Below are 22,255 nucleotides of genomic sequence, written 5' to 3' on the forward strand. Positions count from 1 at the left end.
GCCTCACGCCCCCAGCAGCAACGGCGCCCCATTCGGAAGCGCCGGGCCCACGGAGCTCGTACGGCCGGATCAGGCTTTTCGCCGGGATAGACCTGCGCGATGGCGCTTCCATACCATCTCGACGGTCAGACGCCGCTGGCTGTTCAGTACGTCGCTGGCGCGTAGCCGCGGGCGTTCGCCGGCGGAGAAGCCCACCTCAGATGTGTGAGAGGAATCACAATGGCGTGTGTCAGAGAGAGGGAGATGCCAAGCGGTAAGACCGCGTGGCAGGTCAAATATGTCGACCAGTACGGGAAGAGGCGGTCCCGGCAATTCAGAACGAAGAAGGAGGCTGACGCTTACGAGACGAAAGTCCGCCACGAGGTCATGACGGGTGTCCACACCCCCGACAGCGCCTCCATTACCGTCGCAGAAGCTGCGAAGCTGTGGCTGGAGACTTGCGAAGGCGAATCGCTTCAGTCCTCGACGCTTAAGGGCTACCGCGAGTACGTGAATCTTCACATCAGCCCGCGCCTCGGTTCGGTGAAGGTGTCCCGCCTCACCCGGCCACAGGTCGAAACCTTCAAGGACGAGATGGTGGCCGCCCGGTCGCGGGTCACCGCCCGCAAGGTGGTGGCCGCCCTTGGCGCGATCCTCAAGGACGCGATGCGCCGCGGGCTGCTGGCCCAGAATGTGGCTGCCGGGGTGACCGTGAAGGAGCGTCGGGCGGAAGACTTCGACGAGGACACCGACGGCGACATTGCCGCGATCGACCGGATCCCGTCCAAGGACGAGGTTCGGATGATGCTGGAGAAGGCCGCAGAGCTGTGGCCGCTGACGGTGGTTGAAATCGGCAAGGACGGCCAGCAGGTCATCCGGCCGGTAGCGTGGCGGCCGCTGATCACGGTCACCGCCTTCACGGGCATGCGGATCTCGGAAGTGCTGGCGCTGACCTGGTCTAACGTCGATCTGCGCGCGGGGCTGGTTCGGGTCAGGAAGCGCGTGGACTATCGGCGCCAGCTCGGCCCGGTGAAGTCGCGGATGGGGCGTCGGGAAATTCCCATTCCTCCCGCGGTCGTTCAGCTTCTGAAGGAGTGGAAACTAGCCTGTCCGAAGTCGGATCTGGAGTTGGTGTTTCCGTTCAAGGATGGTCAGCCGACCCACTACAATGTTGCGCGCAAGCAATGCCTCCAGCCGCTGCTGACGGCCTGTGGTCTGGTCGAGAAGCCGAAGGCCAAGGCCAAAACCGAGACCGGCGCCGGCGACATGGAGGTTCCTCAGCCGAAGCCGCTTTACGGCTTTCATGACCTTCGGCACTTCGCCGCGTCTGTGTTCATCGAGCTGGGCTGGAACGCCAAACGCATCCAGGCGCTGATGGGACACAGCACCATCACCATGACCTTCGATCTCTACGGCCACCTCCTGGAGCGTCAATCCGACCACTCGTCGGCCATGGCAGCTCTGGAGTCCAGCCTGTTCGGCCGGAACTAAGGCCGCCGCCACGGCGCGCAACACCGGAAGCGGACCTTGAAACACTGAAGCAACACGTAGGCAAAAAGCCCAATAATATCAATGGTGGGAAACGGCTTTTGGTACCGCCATTCCCAGGTTCGAATCCTGGCGCCCCAGCCAATTTCCTCATCCTCCTCACCGGAATTCAAGGATCTCGCACGCTTCAGCGCCCGCGTCCCGCGCGGTGTGACACATTGCTGTGACACATCGACGTCCCTCCGGCGCCTGGGAGCTCGGCGATGGCCCGTCACCCTCATCTCGTCCGCCGCGACAGCGTGTTCTACTGGCGCCGGCGGGTGCCGCACGACCTTCGGCCCCAGATCGGCCGGACCCAGCTCGTTAAGTCCCTTTTCACCAGCGATCGACATCATGCCTGCCAGCTGTCCCGACGGCTCGACGTCGCGATGGACAGGGTTTTCAGCATGGCAAGAACGATGCAGTTGACGGCCGAACAGCTCCAGGCGCTCACCAACGAGATGATCCGGCTCGAGCGCGAGCAGCTCGAACACGAGCGGATCGATTTCCCGGACCTCACGATCGAGAAGTCCCGTCTGGCGTCGACCTTCAGCACCGACATGAGCGCCGCGATGAAAACGCATCTCATGTCTAACGACTTCAGCACGATCGCGCCGCTCATGTGCGAGGTTCTCGATCGGCACAAGCTCGACGTCCCAGTCGGAAGCTACGGCTGGAAGCAGCTCGGTCGCCATGCCCTGCGCGGTCTCGCCCAGGTCTACAACGATGACTCCATGCGCTGGCTGGGCGAGTACGAGGAGGATGAACGCGTTCCGCTGCCGACAGCCGCGGCGTGGACGTCGGCCTCTCCCGCTCCGCCTCCGGTTGTAGCTGCCCCGTCCAGCCCCGCACCGATGCCGGCCACCTCCAAGACCGAGAAGACCGTCTCGGCCTATATCGAGCAGTATGTGGAGGAGGCCCGGCACACCGGCCAATGGACCAACCAGACGGAAGCGCAGAACCGGAACTCGATCGATCTGCTGACCCGCATCTGTGGCGACAAGCTTCCGTCTACCTACACGCGCGACGATGCCGCCACCTTGCGGCGTCGACTCGAGATGATCCCGGAGAATTATGGGAAATCTCCGCGTCACAAGGCCATGACCATTGACGAGGTCATCGCTGCCAAGAAGCCAGAAACCAAAACCCTTTCGGAAGGCACGCTGAACCGGCATTGGAACAGCATCACCGGATACTTCCGCTGGCTCAATCGCCAGAATGGGGTCCCGGACCTGTCCCTTGAACGCGTATGGGGCGGATTCCGCTGGGGAGCGAACATTCCGACCAGCGAGAAGCGCCTTCCGTGGGACATTCCGTCCCTCGAAAAGTTGTTCGCCTCACCCATCTGGACCGGATTCGAGGAGCATCCGAAAAAACGGCACTGGCGGCATCGGCCAGGGAATACCATCATCAGAGATGAGTATTTCTGGCTGCCAATTCTCGCGCTTTTCGGTGGCGGCCGATGCGACGAGAATGCTCAATTGACCGGGCGCGACATCTATCAGGTAGACGGTATTTGGGCCATGCACTTCCGCGGCCCACATCTCAAGACGCCAGGATCGGAGCGCATTGTTCCAGTGCATTCCACCTTGATCTCCCTCGGTTTTCTCGACCTTGCGAAGAAAGCTGGAGAGGGCCTCCTGTTTCCGAAGATTATTCCTGGAGGACGCGATCAGAAATTCAGCCACTTCTATTCTGAGGATTTCACCGATTACCGTCGCAGAATCGGTGTCTACAAGGAACTCATGGATTATCATTCCTTTCGGACGACTGCGACTTCGGCGATGATCCATGAAGGTGTATCTCTTCTTATCGCCGACGAAATCACCGGCCACGATAGTGCTGGGAGAAAGGAATCCAAGGAAACGCAGACCGTTACGCTGCAATACGTCTCCGCTTTTCCTATGGATAAGCTGAAAGGCGCAATTGAGACCATTAAATATTCGTCAATTGACTGGTTGCGCTTGGCTCCCAAGCCCTAACGACTGATTGGGGCAAGAAAGATGTGTAGGCGGTGAATAGCTTCTTGCCCATACTACTCGTTCGCTGAAAGGAGCCAAATGCGCCCCATGGACACCCACCGCCTCGTGCCGGGGACGGTATCCAGAGAGCACTCACCGGACCGGTCGGGGGATTGTCGCCACGCCAGTCCGAGCGCAAAGCCGGCCTTCAGCAGATGGGCATAGCCGGCTGTCAACACCACGGCGACCACGAGACGGCAAGCTCGGCCAGGGCCCCTCCGTGATCGCGTCGCCACCGTCCACTTCCGCCGACCAGACCGCCTGCTCAGCCTTGAGCGCCTCGGAAAGCGACACTACCCGGCAAGTCTGGATCTCGGCTGCTCAGTCCAGACCGTCCAGGCAGCTGCTCGACCGCGGCGGCGATGCGCGCATGCCTACCAGCTTTCTTCATTGCTGAAGCGACGGCATTGAGGGCGCGGATGACTCTGCACGATCACACCGGGGAGTTGGCCTTCGGATGTCGGGGTTACAGGATCTTGAGCATAATCCTGTCAACGAGGGCCTTGGCTGCGACCCTATTTGTCGAACAATCGTAGACGAGTTCGAACAGGTGTTCGTACATGGCGCGCTTCTCGGCCGGGAGCCGCGCCATCGGGCTCTCTGTCCGGTCGGCAAGTGTGTTCAACTCTCTGCGAAGTTCCTCGAGCTTCGGCCAAAGCCTCGCCTCCGCCTCCGCGGCCAAGTCCTCCATTGCCGCGATCTTGGCCATTGGGGAGATGGAGCGCTCCACCTCGGCCTCCATGGCGTTGCGCGCCACCTCGCCCAGCGTGCCCTGGGCGAGGATAGCCATCTTCTCCTTGGCCACAGTTTCGTAGAGTTCGAATTCGCGGAGCCACTTCCGCCTGGCCGATGATGTGCGGCATCGCTTGGCGATGTCACGTCCGATTGGCGACAGATGGTTCCGCAGGTTGCGGAGATGGACTGACTCCTGATAGTTGTCGCGGCGCCCGTTGGGCAGGATCCGCGGGTCGAGAACATGGATCTCGCCCACGGTCCAGCTGTTGAAGCGCGGTTCCGGGAATAGGTCCTCGGCAAGGTTGTGGCCGCCGACCTGGATGTCGCCGGACCGGAACCTCAGCCCCTTCACCAGCGCCGCGTTCGGGATGGCCCCTCGATAGCCGTGGTGGAGCAGCCACCCTACGGCGGCCACACCGCCATCCTGTCCCGGCAACTCCTTGAACTCGACGTCGGTGAAGGCGTCGGGCTTCCCGTCGTCGGCCTCGAAGGCGTCGCGGTGGGGACGGACGAGTGGCTCGCCGCCATTGACGCGGATCTCGATGGCCCCCGGAGCGGTATGCCGTCGCAGGAACGCGTCGATCTCAGCCCCGAGCGTGAACTCCGCCGAGAACGGCACCGGGGCCACCTGCGACAGGTACTCCGACACCGTGCCGGCGTCCAGGATGGCGTCGTTCCGGTGCCGGATGATGCCGCCCATCTCGACCTCGAAAAAGCGGTCCGGATACCGCGCAGGGTCCGCGGCCTCGCTCAAGTCCACGATATCGGCGACGAACTGCGGCAGTCCGGCGGCGTACTCGGTCGACCGGAGCAGTGACTTGAGCTTGGCGCAGTCCCATCGGATTTCCAGCACCGGCTCGCCTGCAGCGGTTCGCGAGCGGAACGTCAACTCCCGGCAGTAGGCAAGCCCGGCCAAGCGGCCCACGCCCCGGAAGCCGCGCGCGGCGGTGCCGCGCTTAGGACTAGCGCCGATGGCCGTCATGCGGGCCACAAACGCGTCCGCGGGAACGCCGGTCCCTGTGTCCCTGATCCTGACGGTGCGCGCGCCCGGGTCGATGGTGACGGCAACCTGGGGTTCCGCCGGGTCGGGCGGCAGTCCCGCCTCCACAGAGGCCGCCAGGGCGTCGGCAGCGTTCTGGACGTACTCCCGGTAGACGGTGAGCGTGTCCACGTACATCGCAGAACTGAGGAGTTCCAGGATGTCCTTGCCGATTACGATCTCGGCGCCGTTCATGCCGCGGCCATCTCCAGGTTGTCGTCGAGCCCGGCATCCTCGACCATCTCCTCCGCCGGCACGGGCAGCGCGGCCTTGGCCTGCCTGAGTTCCCTCGACTTGCGGTCGCACTCCTCCTTGCTCATGGGCACGTAGTAGGGAAGGATCCGGCGCAGGGCCGGGTTTGCGGTCATGGCGCCCAGTCCGGCGATGCCGCTCGGCGGGCAGGAGGAGAGCAAACCCAGCAGCTCGGCCCGGTCCTCCGGCGTCAGGCGTCGCGCCTCGGCCGCGAACTCGTCGCGCACAGCCTGGCCGCCACCCGATTCGAACCAGTCCCTGAAGAAGATGTAGTCGTGCGGCATGAACAGGATTTCTTCAAACTCCGCGGCCGTGGATCCGAAGGCCCTGGCGAAGAACTCCGGATTGCCGCTCACGATGCCGTGGGTGGCCTGCAGGACGATCTGCACCGAGCGGAGCTGATAGCGCGTCCACCTCTCGCCCACATGGTTGCGGTCGGTCCGGTTGACGGGCTGGTAGCGCATCGGGAATGACCAGATACGTATGCCGAGCTCTTCGTTGAGCCGCACGTTCAGGTGCATGCGCGCGAACAGGTCAGCCGGGCTGTCGTGGAAATTGAACAGCATGTAATTGGAGAGGTCCTTCATGCCGAACTCGTGTGCGATGCGGACCGATTTCTCGTACGGCTTCCGCAGGCCCATGTGGTCGAAGGCGATCCGCAGCGGGGACAGGCAGATGGTCGACAGCTCCTTAAGGTACATCGGGTCACCGGCCAGGATGCGGGCATCGACCCCCTGATTAAAGTCCACCCGCCGGAGCGACCCGACGCGCTCATGCTCGCGCTTGAGCTTCTCGCCCGGGGTGAAGCCCAGGTCTCGAATTTCCGCGATGATGTCGCGGAAGCGGGCCGACGCGGTGATGTTGTTGTCCATCAGGACCAAGTCGCGCTTCGGCCCGTAGATCTTGTCCACGGCGGATACCAGAGACGTGAGGGACGTGGCGTCGCGCTGCGGCCCCTCAAGGACAGGCACGCCGCAGAAGTGGCATTTCCGGATGCAGCCGCGGCTCGCATAGCCGAAGTACGCATCCCGAACGGGATAGCGGTATTTCACCTGCTCTAGGATGCCGTAGTCCGGCACGAGGTCCTCGATCGGCGAGCCGGTCCGGTCGTCGGAGTAGAGTTCCTCCGCGAAATCGTCCAACTGCAGCGAGACGGCCGGGGCCTTGTCGAGGAGGCCCTTGATGAAGCGGATACCGTGCCAGCGCCGCTCCGATTTGAAGTGGTCGTGCGCGAGGGAGGCCGCGATGCCGCCGACAAACACCTTTTCCCGCTGGCCGTTGGCCGCCTTCACCGCGAAGTCGATGGCGTGGGCGGTCCGGTCGAACTCGAACGAGAACAGGGTGGCCACATAGACGCGGTCCCAGCCCACCGAGAGGACTGACTTGTCCTCCCCCTTAATGAAGCGGACGTTGTCGTTCTTGCCGCGCGGCCCATGGTACTGGGCGATCTTCATCAGCCCGAGCGGGGGATACTTGTTCCGGTAGCCCGGCTCGATGAGAAGAATGTTGCGTCCCGTCACCACCGCCCCCGTGTCCACGCCGCGGATCTGTCGCCAGTGTCCATCGGCCCGTCAACCCTTCCTGGCCCGCTTGGCCTTGAGCTTTTTATTCACTTCCTGTGCGGCCCTTGTCGCCAAGTCACCACCGCAGACCTTGTGCACGACGTCCATAACCAGCCTCAAGATTTTTCGCTCATCGCGGTTCAGGGGGCTTTCGTCGATCAACGACCGAGGCCCTTCCATCAGCTTCGCGCGGCGGGCGGCGCCCTCCTCCTTTTTGCGGCGTAGGGACTCGGCCTCCTCCGCCGTCCGCTCGGCCGTCATGGCCTTGTCGATCCGCTCCTCCTGCTCGCGGAGCTTGTCGATAGCCTGGCCGCGGAGGGCGTCGGTGGCGAACCCTTTGGCGGCCTCTCTGTCCACGGCTTCGAAAACCATGTCGGCATCCCGCTCCACTAGGTCGGCCCCGCGCCGGCGCTCGTCCACGTTCTGGTAAACGCGCTTAACAAGCGGGCGCGCCCAGTCGATGAGCGTCCTCTCCGCCTCGCGCCACGCCTCGTTGTCTTCGAAGAAGTCGCGGCGCGAGTTCGGGATGATGTCGGTGTCCAGGATATGGACTTCCCCCGAATAGTACCCGTTCATTCGGAAGTATGACTTCTGAACTTTTTCGAAAACGCGCGAGAATGTCCTGTGGTCGCCGATCAGGATGTTGTTTGACCGGAGCCGGATGCCACGCACGTCTTCGGACGCGATCACACCCTTGAGGTCGCGCGCCGTGGACAGCCAAGCGATCCAGCGTGGGGGATCGGACGGGTCGACGCAGGTTTCGATGCCCACTATGTCGACCCGGTTGCCGATCTTATTGCCAGCCTCGTGGTAGGTTTTGTAGGGCTTCTTGACCGCCTCCTCCCGGCCGTTGGCGAGCAGAGTGAGGTTTATGGTCCGCCGAGCGCCGTACTCATCTAAGAAAGGGTTGATCTTTGAGTGGCCGTAGACGAACGACTGCATGTTGAACTCGACGGGCGCCACTTGGCGCAGGTAGGCGCGGACCTCCTCGACGTCCAGGAAGAGGCATGCCTTGGGGTTCACGCCGACCAGTTTGACTTCGAAGAACGGCATGCCAGGCTTGCGCTCGACGAGGCGGTGCGTGGTCATCCGGCCCAGCAATGCGGCCGCGGTCTCGTTCTCGGCTGTGCGCGACGTGGCCGAGATGCTCCTCCGAATACCTGCGGCATCGAACACCAGCTCCGTGGCCTGCGCCTCGTCCTTGTAGGCCGTGGAGAAGACGAGCTTTTCGCAGTAGGCCAAGCCGGCCAAGCGACCGATGCCGCGGAATCCGGCATCATCGCCCACCCTCTTCTTCGAGGCCCCGATGCTCAGCAGCGTCGTCCGCGCCTCGGCAGCTGGAATGCCGAGGCCGTTGTCCCGGATCGACACCTCCCGCTTCTCGGTGTCGATGCCGACCACCACCTCCCCGAAGTTGGGCTTCAGGATCTCGGCGCGCTCGGCCCGCCGGATGGCGTCGTAGGAGTTCTGCACGTACTCCCGGAGAGCGTCGAGCCCATCCGGGTACATGCCTGTCGTGAGGACGTCCAGGATGCGGGAGCCGATGACGATGTCGTCCATGGCGACCTCACCTCCCGCCCTTCGGCTGCGCGTAGGCCGGGCGCGGGAAGTTCACCTTAACGGTGGCCGACGTGAAGACGGGATGCTGGATCATCAGGGTGCCTTGCGGCAGGCGGGTAAGGGACGCCTGCTGGGTCTGGTTGAGCATCCGGTACTCCGACGCCTTCTTGATCTCTACGGCGGACGTCCGGCCGAACACATTGGTCGCGCAGTTGCCGATGACACGGTCATGCACGCCGGAACGGAACTGCTCAGCACCGAACAGGACGATGCCGAGCGAGCGACCGCGTTCGGTGATCTCCAGCAGGGTGTCGGTCAGGGAGCCGCCGCCCTGCTTGGGGGCGTACTTGTTCAGCTCGTCGGCGAAGATGACGACCCGGCCGATGTCGTGCTGGTCGTCCTGTTGCTCCTCGGTGCCGCCCAGCTTGGCCGCGATAATCTGCTCCAGGATGTCGCCCACGACCAGGGTCTGGAGGTAGTCGGGCAACGGCTCAATGTCGATGACCACGACCTTGCCCGGCCCCAGGTGCTTGAGGACCTCGGCGGTCGGGCACTGGCGGCGCTCCTTCGGGCGGCTGCCCGCCACCTCGGTGAAGATGTCGTTCTTCGTGCGCGTCCTGAGTAGGCGGTAGAACTTCCGCCAAGATTGCACCGTGATGGCCCCGGGCTTCGGGCCGCTCCCCTTGGCCGCGGCCTTCGTCTTCTCCGACAGCAGCTCCCGCAGGGTGCCCCAGTTCCCCACATCCTTGTCCTCGGCGACCTCGGCCGCACAGTCCTCCATCGTCCGGGTGCCGTCGTCGATGTCGGTCAGCAGGAGGGACAGCCTCTGCTTCCCGTAGGCGACCGGGTAGATGTAGTGGTGGCAGGTGCCGGCGGCGAGCTGCCGCTTGTGGACGTCGCGCGGCACCTTGGAGGCGTTGTAGGCCAGGGACTCGCTGTCGGCGTAGGGGTAGAAATAGGAGACGTTCCCGAATGGCTTGGGCTCCAGCCCGCACTTGCGCCAGTTCGCCTGGTCGGCCTCGGACAGGTCCTCGGGCTTGGCCGGCTCGTCCAGGGAAAGGAGGTCGAACCCCTTGACGTTGAAGATGACGAGGGAGACGTCGTCCGGCCGGCGCTGCTGCAGGGCGCTGCACAGGAACATGGCGTAGCTGGTCTTGGTCGCCAGGCCGGAGATGCCGGCGATGTTGAGGTGGGCGCCCTCCGGCCCGATCAGGTAGTTGCCCTCGAAATCGACGACGACCTCCTGGCCGTTCGACATCCGGAACCAGCCCGCCGGCACCGGGTGCCGCAGGCTGAGCAACCCTAGCGCCCTGCGGATGCCGTCGGAGTCGGCCCATTCGACCGGGGCGCCGTTGCGGATCGGCATCTCCAGGTCCTGGTCGTTGTATAGGATTTCTGCGTCGGCCACCGTGGTGCCAATCCGCTCGTTGCGTGGCTCCGCCGCCACGTCGCCAAAGTCGGACGACACCCAGTCGGAGAGGTATCCGGCGCTGTCGGTGAGGTAGCGGAGTTCGGTGATGATGGCGTAGGTGTGGCTTCCCTTGATGTGCCGAATCATGACGACGTCGAAGGGCTTGAGCACCATGTCCTTTTCTACCCAGAACTGGACGCTGTTCGTGGTCGAGGGGTTCTTCTCGGTCGCGACGACCCGGCCGATGATCTCGGGCATTAAAGCAGTCCCTTGAAGTAGACGTCTGAGAGGAACCCCGACTTGAGGTAGCTTTCCGTCAGGTGGATCGGGTAGAGGTGGTTGGCCCAGCGATTGTCGGAGCCATAGGGGGTGACATTGCGCTCGGATAGGATCAGGGCCGACAGGTGGTCGACCCTGTCGCCGTTGAGCCCGTCGTCAGTTTCGCTTCCGTTGGCCAGGACCTCGACCTTAACAACCCCCGCCAACGGGCTGCTCATCTTCTGCCGCGGCCGGATTCGCAGATACCAGACACCCAAGACCTTGGCGTACACGTCGTCCCCCGCCTTGAACACGGGTGTCCGCTGGCCGAACTCCAACTCCTGGAGGATCGTCCCAAGGTGCTTCCCGCCCTTCATTCCGGCGACGGGTTGGCTTGGGGTGAACGACTTGCTAATCCCGACCATGTTGCCAAGCTGGCCGATGGGGAACTTGTTCCGGTCGAGCACTTCCTTCCTGAACTGCAGGCTCCCGTCGATCACGAGCATGGCGTCGTCCCGCAGATCACGGTTTGCCATCATGCTGGCGACAGCGCCCAGCTCAAGGTCATGCATCAGGTCCAGAATCCGCTTCGTCCCCTTGTTGATGTAGTCCTCGCTGGCATTCCCGCCTGACGATCCCGCCTCATAGTCGGCGACCTGGAACTGCACCTTCATACTCGTGGACAAGACGTCCCGCATGGCCTGCTGGTCCGGTCCGTCAATAGTGTTCGGCAACACCAGGATATTCTCGTACCGAAGGTATTGGCGCATGGGTGACAGTGAGCCGTCTTCGCATCGCTTGAGAACGGCGACTCCAACTTGGCCAGCAAGAACTGGAAAATATCGGCCGTCCGTGAGAATAATATCGGAGAATCGGAAGACCCGCCGCGAGCCGTCCATGAAGTATGTCAGGATGCTTGGGGTCTTCTCATCGACTCCCGTTGTCGGCACTGTGCGGATTGCCCTGTTCTCTGGACTCTCAAATAGCTTTCCTCGAATGCGTTGGTCGCTCTCGCTGTATTCCGAATACGGGTCTTCGTCGAGATTGCGCTTTTCGTGGACTAGGCACTTGAAGCCAGATCCATCAAACACATCCCTCATGACATCGCTGACGGTCTTTAAAGCCATAGGAAATTCGTCACAGCCCTAGGATGCATTGTCTGCCAAAATGTCTCCGTAGCTTAGACGTAACGTCGACCTTTCATCAAGCTGTACGCGATACTCCATAGATTTTTTCGTCCCCTGCCAGAGCCAACACTGTCAATATGTCGCACAGGATGTATATAAAATATTATTTCTTTTTTTATGCTCATGATTGGCCGGGAAGCAACCAGGGTTAGTCGTAGGCTCCCGTAGCATCTTTTGTGTGCAGTTGGATGGAACTGAAGGTTCGCGCCTGCCGCAATGGGTGCTCGACCCGCCGTCCGCCAATCGGCCGTTTCCCCGCCAGCCACCAATCTGTCCGTCAACCTGCTTTCATGGCGGGTTCTCGGACCTACAGTTTGTCGGACGGGTTTCCGGAAAGTAGTTGGGGGTGGCAGGATGGCGGCGATCGGTTACGCGCGGGTGTCGACGGCCGAGCAGGACTTGGCGTTGCAACTCGATGCCCTTGCCAGGGCCGGATGCGCGCGGGTCTTCGAGGACACGGCGTCCGGCGCCTCAGCCGACCGCCCCGGATTGACAGCCGCCTTGGCCTTCGCGCGCGAGGGCGACGTGCTGGTGGTGTGGAAGCTGGAGCGTCTCGGCCGTTCGCTGCCACATCTGATCGAGACGGTGAAGGCTTTGGAAGCCCGCGGTGTCGGCTTCCGCTCCCTGGCGGAGGCGATCGACACCACTACCCCCGGGGGCCGGCTCATCTTCCACATCTTCGGCGCCCTCGGGCAGTTCGAGCGCGACCTCATTCGGGAGCGGACCCGCGCCGGCCTCGACGCCGCCGCGGCCCGCGGCCGCCGGGGCGGGCGAAGGCCGGTGGTGACGGAGGAGAAGCTCCGCCGGGCCAGAACGCTGATGGCCCAGGGCCTCACCGTTCGCGAAGTCGCGGCACGAATCAAGGTGGGCAAGACCGCTCTATACGCGGCACTCGGCGCAGGGGCCGAGAACGCTCCGGATTGCTCGACCTGAAGGATTCCGCCGACGCGGACAATCGGATCAGGTCCGTCTCGTGCCGCCACAGGAAAATCATCGTCCCTGGGCTGGGCGCCCCACATCCGCTTCCGTGAGCCGTTGGGAAAGGGAGGCTGAGGTGGAAGGGAAGACGAGGACGCGGGGGCGGTCGCCGCTGCCGGAGGAGGAGCGGCAGAAGCCGGCGGAACGATCGCGCCGGCGCAGCGCCACGATGAAGGCCGCGGGCCTGATCGACGCCAGGGCGATTGTCCGCGCGGCCGACGTCGCCCTATTCCGGCACGTTGCCGAACTCCTGTCGCAGGGCGCGTTCAAGACCGCTCATCTGGCGCAGCTGCTGCCCCGGGCGCCCGAGGCATGCGACCTGCGCCGGACGACCCTCGAGGAGGCGGTCACCAACGCCCGCCGCCGCGACGCGGGGCTGGCCTACTCGCTCTCCGGGGAGGGCGGCGGCGCCGGCGCGCCATGAGTCGAGCGACGTTGACGGCGCACCAGCTGGCCGCGCTTGCCGCGGCCGCGGCTGCCCAACATGCCGAACGGCCGGTGGGCGACCTGCTCCACCTCCACTTGGCTGGCGGCGCGTACCACGACCTTGGCCGGCTGGAGAAGAAGGGCACGTTGCCCGGTGCATGGGAACCCCTGACGCTGCGGCGCGCTCCGACGAACCCGTATGACGGCAACGCGGTGGAGGTCTGGTGGTCGGCGGGTCCGTGGATGCTGGGACACATCCCCTGCGAGGACGCCGAGCACTTGGCGCCGCTGATGGACGCCAGGGTGGTGCCTCGTTGCTGGGCCTACGGCGGCAAAAAGAACGGTCGGGCGCTCTGGTGGCGGGAGCGGCTGCTGATCGACCTGCCCACCGGCACCACGCGTCCGTTCCGGAGAGAAAACGATTACCAGGAACGGGCCGTCGAGGCGCTGTGGGAGGTATATCCGTCGCACCTATGGCCCCGCAATGCGTGGCTGTTGGACGAGGCGCTGAGTGCCGAGGCCGAGCATGCTTTCACCCGCGTACGTCGAGAGAGGACACGCGAGAGGGTCGTCCTCGAGCGCTACGCCCGGTGGTGGCGGTCGGTTGATCCGGAGTCGGTCCGCCGGTATCGGACAGCGAACGCCGTCCGCGACAACGCCGACGTCCGAGAATGATCTGAAGTCACCGCCAGTCAAATGGCGGCGGAGCTCGATGTCCGGGGCGGGAGGAGAGCGCCCCGGACCGCGGCCGTCCGGACGGATGGTCCGGGCCGGCCGTCTTCGCGCGGTTGTCACGCGCTCCCGATCGGGGCGCCGGCGGGGCCGAACGGCAGCGGCGGGTGGCTGTCCTCCGCGGCAACGGCGGCCTCGACGGCGTCGACACTCCGCTCCTTGGCAGCGGTCGGCGCGGGTGGCCGAACTTTGCCGGCACCGCCCTTCCTGGACCTTGGAGCCGGGTCGCGGGCGGGCCGTTGCCCGGAAGCAGCACGGAGTTCCTTCAGCTCATCGGCGAGGCGGGCGGCGTCGGCCTCGGCCAGGACGGCGCGGGCCAGACAGGCGCGAGCCTCGGCCTTGGCTTCCTCCAGGTCGGCGGCGCGCTGCTCGAAGCGACCCCGCAGTTCGGCGGCGTCGGCCTGGGCGCGCAGCAGATCCTTCTCCATCTGGTTCACCCGGCTGCGCTCGACGTCCAGCGCGGCGGTCAGTTCGTCGCGCAGGGCATGAGCCCGTTCGAGGGTGACCTCCGTCGCGCGGTGTGCCGTGTCCATCGCCTCGATCACCTCCTGGAGACGCTCCTGCTCGAGGCCGGCCTCCTCGAGGTGGCCGCGCATCTCGGCGCGCAGGGTCGAAAGGGCATCGATCTGGCCCTGAAGCGCCTTGGCACGGGCTTCCCCGGCCGAGCGCTCGGATTCCAGAGCGGCCCGATGGGCCTCCCGCTCGGCGTCCCGTTCCTGGCGGGCGCGGTCCCGTTCATGGCGGATGGTCGCGGTCAGGGTATCGGCCACGGACACCATCAGGGCTTCCGCATGGGCGACGACCGCAGCCGGCAGTTCGGCCGGCGTATCCGCCGACGCGTCGATGATGGCCGGCTCGCCCACGCTGGGTTGGGGCACCTCGCGGTGGCTGTTCTCCTCGACGCTGATATCGCTCAGGACGGCGTTGATCGTCGCCCGTGTTCCGCCGATCAACCCCTGGATCGCGGTCGCGGACACGCTGCGCCCCTGCGCCTTGAGCGATTGGATCGCCTCATCGACCGCTTCCCGGGTCACCACTTTCCTGTTCGCCATGATCGCCTCCTCGGTCTGTGTTCAGGATCGGAGTTGGGGCCGTTCCCGGAGCTGTCCACAACATTCCCAAAGCTGCCCGTCACATTCGCAATGTTGCGAATGTACGGAACATTGCGAATGTGGCGGGCAGCGGACCGCACGCACCGAGATCGGGCGCGTCGGAGGGTCGGTTCCAGCGACCGAAGCGGCCAAGCAGCCGGTTGGCCACCGCCGCCCGCCGTCAGCGGACCCGATCGTCGCGGTTGCGGCGGGGAAACGGGATGACCCTGGCGGGGCCGGGCGTCTCCGGAACGGTGAGCGTGCCGTTCCGGACGAGGTTGGAAAGCGCCCGCGCCCGCTGCCACTCCCGGAGCGTGAGCCAGTCCGGCCCCCGCCCGGTCAGTTCGCCGGCGGCCATGGCGGTGACGATCGCCCTGGCCTGCTCCGCCTCCTCGCGGCGCTTGACGAGGCGCTCCCACAGCCAGTGGGCGATGGTGGCGGCCCGCCGGCGCATCCGGCGCGCGCCCTCGGCCAGGCCCCGACGGTAGGCGGCGCGCCGCACGGCGTCGATGATCTGGGCGACGCGGGCGGGAAGCGGGACCGAGTCCGGGATGCGGAGGCCCTCCCTCGCCTCGACGCCGGCCATCGCGGTGTCGATCTCGTCGAGGAGGCCCCGCGCGTGGGTCAGGCGCGCCCTGAGCCGCTCGCTTCGCTCCCGCTGGGACGCCTCCCGCTGGCGGGCGGCCGCCATGTCGGCGCGCGCGGCCTCAAGCCCCGCCTCCGCGGTGCTGGCGCGTGTCGTCGCCGCGGCCTCCCGGGCGTCGGCCGCGGCGCGGGCGTCGGCCTCGTCGGCGACGCGGCTCTCGGCATCGGCACGGGCCTCCCGCTCGTCCTCGAGCTCATGGCGCAGACGGCTGGCGGTGCGGCTCGCCTCCTCAGCCAACCGCCCGCGCTCCAGCGCCTCCGCCTCCCAGTCGTCGGCCCGCGCGGCCTCCCTGGTGGCGCGGGTGGTCGCCTTGGCAGCCCGGTCGGCGGCCTTGGCGCCGGCCTTCCTGGCGCCGGCCGCGTAGGAAGCACGGGCCGTCGCCAGCACCTTGGTGGCCAGCGGGTCGGCCGGCAGGATGGGCGCCGCCACCGCCGTGGCGACCGGCGCGAGCGCCGCCTCGGTGTCGCGCAGGATGGCCTCCGCACGGGCGACGCGCGCGGCCAGGGCGTCCTTCGCCGCACGCTCCCGCTCGGCCCGGGCCTCGGCTTCCGCGCGGGACTGCCGCTCGAGTTCCGCCGTGGTCTCGGCGGCGGCGGCACGGCGTTCAGCGTCCTGAACGGTAGCGATCCGGGCCGCCTCCGCGGCGAGGACCGCGTTGGCGCGGGCGGCAAGGGCATTGGCGCGCATGGGCTCCATCCTCGGGTCGACGTGAATGATGTCGGCGGCGGCCGCAGGCCCTTCGGCCGCGTGGACCTTCGCGACGAGGGCGCGGCGCTTCGGCCCCTCATGGGCCGTCGGGAGGCGGGCGATCCCGCGGGCTTCCAGGCTGCGGCGGTCGATGCGCGCGGGCACGCCGAGGTCCTCGAGGAAGCGGTTGGCGACCGCTTCCCAGGTCTCCCGGACGCGCTCCACGGCATCCTTCTCGGACAGCCTGAAGACGTCGCGCTGCCTGACGCGCTGCGCGCCGGAGGCCTTGGCCCGCCGGCGCGCCGCGGCCTTCGGCTCCTTGCCGTCCATCAGCGCGATGTGGCCATGCGGGTTCGCCGGGTCGCCGTGGATGGCGGCAAGGGCGACCGCTTCCCCGAGGCCGGCCACGGTGTCGATGCCGGCGAGTTCCAGGATGAAGGCGCGCAGCAGCTCGCCGCGGCGGGCGTCCGGGACTTCGTAGGGGATCGCGACGACGATCTTGTCGATGACGCGGGCGTTGCTCCGGCTGGCCGCCTTGCGGTCGATCTCCGCCTTGGCGAAGGCGCGCAACCGACCGACCGGCGCTCCGCCCTCCAGGACCGCGCCGACGGCGACGATCTCCGTCAGCGCGGACGCGCGGGTGATGTAGTCGATGTGCGCCTTGGCGACAGCGACGGCGGCGTCGCCGTGCCCCTCCTTGCCGATGAAGGAGGCCGAGCAGGTGAAGGGCGCTTCGGCCCGCGGCTCGGTCATCCTTCCCCTCCCCCAACTGTGAGCGGCGCGGGCTGGGGCGGACGGGGGGATTAGGAGCCGGGCGCAGCACGGCGTCCCGCAGGGCCTAATCCCACAAGTGCGCCTTCCCCCCTCCGCCGCGGCCCGCTCTGGGCCGGGGAGATGGCGGCGGCCGACTCCTTCGCAACGGGCGAGGACGGGCGGGCGTGAGAGTCGTTGTGTGAAGGCGGAACGCGGTGCCATTCCGGTCCCGGGACGGGCCGGTCGAACCGAGCGCCGCGGCCGCCCCGAAGCCGATCCGGAATGAGGCGGGGGGCCACCCCCCGCCACCCCCCGACCGGAGCCGGAGTGCCAGCGGCGCGCGCGGCGGGGCTCGAGACCGGCGGCTTGATCGCTCCGCGCCAAGCCCAGGCACTGCCGGCGGGGGGCATCCAGAGCGTGGCGTCGGGTCGGCGCCGGCCCCAACGCCGAAGAGATCCGGCCGATCACCCGTCGCCCCGCCGGCAAGGTGGAGCGACGGGCTGCGGACCGGCGTCCGATGGACGGCTACGCGGCGGATATCCGCGGGCGGAGCCGGGCGCCGCCGTTGGATCCAGCACCGGTGCGGCCGGCGCCGGCGATGGCGTCCGGGAAGGGAACGACGATCCCGCCGACGGCGGGCGGATCGGCGTCCGGCTCATGCTCGGGCGCACCCGCCGGAGCCTCCGGAACGGCTTCCGCCGCGACCGGACGGGCCACCTGCAGGCCCGTGATCGCACCGCCGTGGAGCGCCTCCAGCGCCGCCGTGATCTCATCGTCCGTCAGGCCGGCGAGGACCTTGGCGGCGCATGGCAGGCCGCGCACCCCGGTCCGCCGATAGATCGCGTCCACCGCCAGGGTGTTCGCCGTGCCGCAATTGGGGGACAAAGCTCTCTGAATGAGCTTCCATAGAGGATTGTCCCCCAATTGGCCCGTTCGCTGGCCGTCCTTCTTGGCGGCGTCGGCGGTGGTCCAGAGATCCGGGCACGCGGCGGCGCGCTGGCCCGCGTTCGCCGGCAGAACGCCACCGCGCACCAGAGCGGACACGGCGCGCGACGGCATGAGGTCGGACCATGGCAGGACGGCGTCGTACGTGATGTCCAGCACGACGGAGGAGGCGACGATCACCAGGGCCGGGCGGTCCCGGTGAATCAGGCGGAGGCGGTCGACCACCTGCTCCAGCTCGCGCTCCCGGCACTGCTCGAGGACAGCCTGGATGCGCGGTTCGGGGTGGGCTTCGACCAGGGCCACGGAGTCGGAGCCGTCCCGCATGCGGCGCCGGCGCTCCACCTTCGGCAGTCGGTTCGCCCCCAGGAAGGCCAGCGGCGTACCGGCGTCGAAGAACAGGGCCCGGGCCATGGTCTCGACGGCGAGAACGGTCGGCTGCAGGCGGCCGGCGACAATGACGGCGGCGTAAGCGCGATAGGCGTCCGAGCCGCGCAGGCCGCCCAGATGGCCGAGCGTGGAGCCCTTGGCGACGGCGCGGGCGATGGTGGCGGCGGTGTCCGCGTGGTCCCGCAGGGCCGGCAGGATAGCCTTGTACGTCGCCAGCAGCGTCGGCCCGGCGGTCGCGCTGACGACCTCGAACAGGGCGGCCAGGGCGCGCCGGTTGTTGCGGGCGAAGGTCCGGCCGGCGCAGGAGCCGCCGTCCTCGTCGGCGAGCTCCACCAGCGACGATCGGCCCAGCGCGCGGTCGGCCAGACCGACGACGCAGGCCTTGCGCTCGACGTCCAGCCGGACGATGCGGATGGTCGGGAACCAGAGGCGGACGATCTCCGGCTCCATCGAGGCGTCCAGCAGCAGGACCGGGGCCTCGGCCGGGACACCGCGCAGGTCGGATCGCTTGCACCAGGCGATGACGGTCCGGCGGGCGTCGGCGGGACCGGCCTTGCCCAGGGTCACGGAGTGGAGCGCGGGGCGGGCGGTTTCGATCTCCACGGCGAGGGCGCGCCACAGGCCGGCGAGGCGGGAGGCCGGCGTGGGGGTATGGGCCGCCAGCACGGCGTCGATGGCGGTGTCCGCCATGGCCGGGTCGATGGCCGGCGCGGCGCTCTCTCCCTCCAGCCGCGCGGCCCGCCGGCAGTCGTCGGCCGTCAGGCCGTGGGCGGGCCAGTCGGCCGGAGCGGTGCCGGCGAGCATGAGCTGGTGGGCGAGGCCGGCGCGCCTGACGAGCCAGGCGCGGGCCGGTCCGAGGGTGCCGTCGTCTTCATCGACGGGAGCGTCGCCCAGCCAGACCCGGTCGGCCAGCCAGTCCTCGAGGGTGATGCTGCGCTCCTTGATGGCGACCTGCCACCAGCTTTCGTCGATGATGACCGCGTCCGGCTTCCGCTGCCCGCTGGGCGCCGGCATCGTCAGGTAGGCGTGCGGCGCGAAGAACAGGCCCGGCCGGACATCGTTCGACTGGTCGTAGTGAGCGCAGCGGTGCGCCATCGGGCAGCGGAGGGTGACCGGCGCCCCGTCCTGAACGGCAACGCGCTCGCACAGATTGCGGAAGGCGGACAGGCCCTTCCCATGGAGCACCTTGACCAAGGCGGCCCGGCCGCAGACCGCCGCGCCGGCGTCGTCGATCGCCTCCCGGCCGCGCAGAACGGCGACGGGCGGCAGGGGCGCCGGCGGCTCCCAGAACTCGAGGGGGTCGGACTCCCCACGCTCGGCCTCGGCGACGGCTTCGAGGTTGGCGAGGGTCTTCTCGGCCAGCTCGGTCCCGAGGTTGTGACGCGGGACGAAGAACGCCACCCGGAGGCCGGCGCGCAGCAGCGGCAGGACGGCCTCGAGCAGGGTCGTCGATTTGCCCAGGCCGGCGGCCCCCCGGATGCCGATCACGGTCCGGGCGCTTCCGGACGGGCCGGCGAGAGCCGCCGCGGCCCAGGCAGCGGCCTCCTGCCGCAGGACCGCCTGCGCCTCGACCGGCAGCAGGGCGTCGACGGTGTAGTGCGGTGGGGGCGGCGCGGCGGCGGCGCAGCCGGATTCCTTGAGATCAGCCATGCATCCCCGCCCGGACCAGGAACCGCGGCAACGCGGATCGTCCCATGTGCCCACTCCTCGGGCCACTTCCGGGCTTGTCGGCGACAGGCGCGGGCCTATCTCGACGACTGTGATCGTGCCGGACGTGGCGCAACACGTTTCGACCGATGGAGCGCCCGGGTCCGACCCCGGGCGCTTCGCATTTCGGCCCCGGCGACGCCGGAGCGCCCCCGACATAGACACCGGCCCCCACCCCACAAGACTCCGGTCAGGAAGCCTCGGCCGAGCGTTGATCACGACGTCCACCACTCCCGGAAGGGCGCCGGTGCCGGCTCCGCCGTCCGGTGCACTCCACCTTGCCACGTCGGTCCTACGGACCAGCCGCCCTGGGCAGGCCAGCGGCGACGAGGGCGAGGCGCCAGAGGATGCCCGCCTGGTCCTGTGGGGGCAGGAGATTGAAGTCGGGGCTCCGGTGGGCAGCGCAGATGGCGGCACACGCCTCTTCGCGCGTCGGTGGGCGGTCGAGCAACTCACCGGAGTCGAAGAGCCCGTCCGCCGTGTAGCGGCTGACGATCACCACGCTGCGCTCGAGCGACACGGCGACCGTCTTCAGGGAGCGCGGGCCGTCGAGATGGATCAGGATGTGGCGGTTCGGCTTCATGGGCGTGCCTCCCGGACGGGGATCAGTCGGCACTGCCCAGGCACTCGGCGAAGCCGGCGGCGGGCCGGGGCACGGGCGCGGCCCGATGGTCGCGACGAACGCGCATGACAGTGCCGGCCGACAGCCCGACCGTCATCGCGATCTTCCGGACCGCGACGCCGGCCGCGGACAGGGACAGGATCTCGGCGACGCGATCCGGCGTCACGTGGCCGTAGGGACGACGCGCCGGCGCCGCCGCCTCACCGCCGTCCGGCAGGAGTTCGAGAAGTTCGGCGACCCGCAGGATGGCGGCGCCGTCCAGGCCGTCCTGCAGGATGGAAACCCGAACGCCGGCGTCGGCCGCGCGGCGCAGCGACGCCAGAGTCGTGCAGGCGGTGGCGCCGAGATGCCCGATCTTTGGAACGAGGAGATCGTCGCCGTCCGCGAGGAGGGCGAGCAGCGTGTCGAGGCCGGCCCGGTCGACGCTGGTATCCTGCACGATCCGGGCGCCGGCGATTGCGGCGGCGTCCCCGTCGGTCAGATCGGCGGTCGCGGCGTGGATGTAGACGACTCGCATGGAATGCCTCCTGTCATGACGACGGCGGCCGATCAGTGGATCGGCGCGGTCAAGCAGGGGCCGACGATCATATGGGGTCGCATCCGCGGGATGGTTCCGGAAGCACCCGGAGGACAAGGCCGTTGGTCCTTCGACAAAGCTGACGGCTCCGGAGCGCGCGGCCGCCGCGCGGCGGGGTGGCGATCCCCGGGGACGATCCGGCACAACAACGGCATCGGCGGTCATCCCGCCCTCCTTGCCCCGCCGCCGGCATCATGCCGGCCGGAGGCCAGGAGATTGCCATGCTTCACTCCGCCGCCCTCACCCCCACCGCCGCGCATGCTTCCGCCCGCCACCGGCGCGGGTCGCTCGTCGGCGATGCCCTGACTACGCTGCGTGATCCGAGCTGCCTCGGGAGCTGGCTGCATGCGAGCCGTCTCGCCGAGCTGCTGGCCAGCGCCCACGCCCCGCACCGCGCGGGCAAGTCGACGGCGCAGATCGCCAACGAGTTGCGCGCCAAGCTCCTGCCGCCCGCCCGGTCCGGGCGCTATCCCGACCTCGAGGTGCGGCCCGGCTCCCTCATCCGCGCCGTCAGCCTCGCAGGCACCGGCTCGCCGACGGCCGTTCCCGGCGTCCCCCGTCCCCTGTCGCGGCATGAGCGCCTTCAGGGGCTGCTGGCCGGCACCCACCTGCTGATGGGCGATACCGTCTTCGTCCCGACGGGCGACCGCAACCGGCATCCCGACCTCCGGGACCGCCTGACACGGACGCTCCCCAGCCTCGGCCACGCCGCGGCCGATCGGAGCCTCGCGCAGGTCGACGTCGTCGTCCTGCGCGGCGGCCGGCTCCATCGGCTTTACGAAGTCGAGACCGACGCCGGTAAGTCGACCAAGGCCCTGCTCCGCCTCGGTGACGTCCTGGCGACCGCCGGAACGCCGCCGGGAGGCCTCGTCACCGCCGTCCCCGACAAGCAGATCGCCCGCCTGCACCAGGAACTCGAGAGGCCGACCCTGCGCGCATTGCTCGGTGTCTGCCGCATCCTGCCGTTTTCCGAGATCGAGGACCCTTTCGGTCCCTGACCGGTCCGCGGGACGGGTCCGACTTCGTCGGATGGATCGCCGTCCCGCGTCCGGCATGCCGGGACCGGCGGCACCGCGCCGCGCGGCAAACCCCCGAGCGGACGCGGGACGGTGCGGAGGACGTTTCCCGGTCCGGCATCGCCGCCGCCCACGACGGGAGGATGCCCGACGGCGA

The 22,255-nt window shown here is 67.6% G+C and carries 16 protein-coding genes; 6 read left to right on the forward strand and 10 right to left on the reverse strand.

Annotation, left to right across the window (positions count from 1 at the left end; genetic code table 11):
- The first annotated feature begins 243 nt into the window (after positions 1 to 243).
- Complete coding sequence (locus tag FZ029_RS12640) at positions 244 to 1,470, forward strand: tyrosine-type recombinase/integrase (RefSeq protein WP_188051918.1); 1,227 nt, start codon at positions 244 to 246, stop codon at positions 1,468 to 1,470.
- 260 nt (positions 1,471 to 1,730) lie between these two features.
- The gene (locus FZ029_RS12645) at positions 1,731 to 3,488 is read left to right on the forward strand and encodes a DUF6538 domain-containing protein (RefSeq protein WP_149269564.1); all 1,758 of its coding nucleotides are present in this window, start codon (positions 1,731 to 1,733) and stop codon (positions 3,486 to 3,488) included.
- A gap of 505 nt (positions 3,489 to 3,993) precedes the next feature.
- Here the strand turns inward: FZ029_RS12645 and FZ029_RS12650 are convergent.
- From FZ029_RS12650 to FZ029_RS12670, 5 genes are read right to left on the reverse strand one after another with little or no spacing between them, the layout of a single operon-like run.
- Positions 3,994 to 5,496, reverse strand: a complete 1,503-nt coding sequence (locus tag FZ029_RS12650; RefSeq protein ID WP_149269565.1) for an ATP-binding protein — start codon at positions 5,494 to 5,496, stop codon at positions 3,994 to 3,996.
- Complete coding sequence (locus FZ029_RS12655) at positions 5,493 to 7,091, reverse strand: hypothetical protein (RefSeq protein ID WP_211104147.1); 1,599 nt, start codon at positions 7,089 to 7,091, stop codon at positions 5,493 to 5,495. Before FZ029_RS12655 ends, FZ029_RS12650 begins: the two co-directional genes overlap by 4 nt.
- Positions 7,092 to 7,124: 33 nt before the next feature.
- Complete coding sequence (locus FZ029_RS12660) at positions 7,125 to 8,675, reverse strand: ATP-binding protein (protein WP_149269566.1); 1,551 nt, start codon at positions 8,673 to 8,675, stop codon at positions 7,125 to 7,127.
- A gap of 7 nt (positions 8,676 to 8,682) precedes the next feature.
- A complete protein-coding gene (locus tag FZ029_RS12665; RefSeq protein ID WP_149269567.1) occupies positions 8,683 to 10,344 on the reverse strand; it encodes an ATP-binding protein in 1,662 nt (553 codons plus the stop codon).
- Positions 10,344 to 11,471: a hypothetical protein gene (locus tag FZ029_RS12670; RefSeq protein ID WP_149269568.1), complete on the reverse strand. Its 1,128-nt coding sequence runs from the start codon at positions 11,469 to 11,471 to the stop codon at positions 10,344 to 10,346. The genes FZ029_RS12665 and FZ029_RS12670 overlap by 1 nt, the downstream gene beginning before the upstream one ends.
- Before the next feature lie 414 nt (positions 11,472 to 11,885).
- On the opposite strand from FZ029_RS12670, the gene FZ029_RS12675 reads away from it, so the two are divergent.
- From FZ029_RS12675 to FZ029_RS12685, 3 genes are all read left to right on the forward strand, one after another.
- On the forward strand, positions 11,886 to 12,464 hold the full coding sequence (locus tag FZ029_RS12675; RefSeq protein ID WP_149269569.1) for a recombinase family protein: 579 nt from the start codon (positions 11,886 to 11,888) through the stop codon (positions 12,462 to 12,464).
- Between the two features lie 121 nt (positions 12,465 to 12,585).
- Positions 12,586 to 12,933, forward strand: a complete 348-nt coding sequence (locus tag FZ029_RS12680) for a hypothetical protein (protein ID WP_149269570.1) — start codon at positions 12,586 to 12,588, stop codon at positions 12,931 to 12,933.
- 11 nt (positions 12,934 to 12,944) lie between these two features.
- Positions 12,945 to 13,610, forward strand: a complete 666-nt coding sequence (locus FZ029_RS12685; RefSeq protein WP_188051919.1) for an HIRAN domain-containing protein — start codon at positions 12,945 to 12,947, stop codon at positions 13,608 to 13,610.
- A 116-nt stretch (positions 13,611 to 13,726) separates the two neighbouring features.
- Here FZ029_RS12685 and FZ029_RS12690 read toward each other — a convergent pair whose 3' ends face one another.
- The 5 genes from FZ029_RS12690 to FZ029_RS12710 form a co-directional block, all read right to left on the reverse strand.
- Positions 13,727 to 14,719 (reverse strand): hypothetical protein, encoded by a 993-nt coding sequence (locus FZ029_RS12690; RefSeq protein WP_149269572.1) that lies wholly within the window; start codon positions 14,717 to 14,719, stop codon positions 13,727 to 13,729.
- A gap of 220 nt (positions 14,720 to 14,939) precedes the next feature.
- A complete protein-coding gene (locus tag FZ029_RS12695; protein WP_188051920.1) occupies positions 14,940 to 16,844 on the reverse strand; it encodes a MobA/MobL family protein in 1,905 nt (634 codons plus the stop codon).
- A 525-nt stretch (positions 16,845 to 17,369) separates the two neighbouring features.
- Positions 17,370 to 19,826, reverse strand: a complete 2,457-nt coding sequence (locus FZ029_RS32985) for a hypothetical protein (RefSeq protein WP_188051927.1) — start codon at positions 19,824 to 19,826, stop codon at positions 17,370 to 17,372.
- Positions 19,827 to 20,175: 349 nt separating this feature from the next.
- Entirely contained in the window at positions 20,176 to 20,466 is a 291-nt protein-coding gene (locus tag FZ029_RS12705) for a hypothetical protein (RefSeq protein ID WP_149269574.1), read from the reverse strand.
- 22 nt (positions 20,467 to 20,488) lie between these two features.
- On the reverse strand, positions 20,489 to 21,022 hold the full coding sequence (locus tag FZ029_RS12710; RefSeq protein WP_149269575.1) for a helix-turn-helix domain-containing protein: 534 nt from the start codon (positions 21,020 to 21,022) through the stop codon (positions 20,489 to 20,491).
- Between the two features lie 281 nt (positions 21,023 to 21,303).
- Here FZ029_RS12710 and FZ029_RS12715 point away from each other — a divergent pair, with 281 nt between their 5' ends.
- On the forward strand, positions 21,304 to 22,080 hold the full coding sequence (locus FZ029_RS12715) for a hypothetical protein (protein ID WP_149269576.1): 777 nt from the start codon (positions 21,304 to 21,306) through the stop codon (positions 22,078 to 22,080).
- Positions 22,081 to 22,255 lie beyond the last annotated feature (175 nt).

Source organism: Azospirillum sp. Sh1, assembly GCF_008365135.1.
GTDB lineage: Bacteria > Pseudomonadota > Alphaproteobacteria > Azospirillales > Azospirillaceae > Azospirillum > Azospirillum oryzae.

Excerpts from the sequence above, each read along its gene's own strand:
- FZ029_RS12640 (WP_188051918.1), top strand. The coding sequence starts at position 244 with ATGCCAAGCGGTAAGACCGCGTGGCAGGTCAAATATGTCGACCAGTAC.
- FZ029_RS12645 (WP_149269564.1), top strand. The coding sequence starts at position 1,731 with ATGGCCCGTCACCCTCATCTCGTCCGCCGCGACAGCGTGTTCTACTGG.
- FZ029_RS12650 (WP_149269565.1), bottom strand. The coding sequence starts at position 5,496 with ATGAACGGCGCCGAGATCGTAATCGGCAAGGACATCCTGGAACTCCTC.
- FZ029_RS12660 (WP_149269566.1), bottom strand. The coding sequence starts at position 8,675 with ATGGACGACATCGTCATCGGCTCCCGCATCCTGGACGTCCTCACGACA.
- FZ029_RS12665 (WP_149269567.1), bottom strand. The coding sequence starts at position 10,344 with ATGCCCGAGATCATCGGCCGGGTCGTCGCGACCGAGAAGAACCCCTCG.
- FZ029_RS12670 (WP_149269568.1), bottom strand. The coding sequence starts at position 11,471 with ATGGCTTTAAAGACCGTCAGCGATGTCATGAGGGATGTGTTTGATGGA.
- FZ029_RS12675 (WP_149269569.1), top strand. The coding sequence starts at position 11,886 with ATGGCGGCGATCGGTTACGCGCGGGTGTCGACGGCCGAGCAGGACTTG.
- FZ029_RS12690 (WP_149269572.1), bottom strand. The coding sequence starts at position 14,719 with ATGGCGAACAGGAAAGTGGTGACCCGGGAAGCGGTCGATGAGGCGATC.
- FZ029_RS12695 (WP_188051920.1), bottom strand. The coding sequence starts at position 16,844 with ATGACCGAGCCGCGGGCCGAAGCGCCCTTCACCTGCTCGGCCTCCTTC.
- FZ029_RS32985 (WP_188051927.1), bottom strand. The coding sequence starts at position 19,826 with ATGGCTGATCTCAAGGAATCCGGCTGCGCCGCCGCCGCGCCGCCCCCA.
- FZ029_RS12705 (WP_149269574.1), bottom strand. The coding sequence starts at position 20,466 with ATGAAGCCGAACCGCCACATCCTGATCCATCTCGACGGCCCGCGCTCC.
- FZ029_RS12710 (WP_149269575.1), bottom strand. The coding sequence starts at position 21,022 with ATGCGAGTCGTCTACATCCACGCCGCGACCGCCGATCTGACCGACGGG.
- FZ029_RS12715 (WP_149269576.1), top strand. The coding sequence starts at position 21,304 with ATGCTTCACTCCGCCGCCCTCACCCCCACCGCCGCGCATGCTTCCGCC.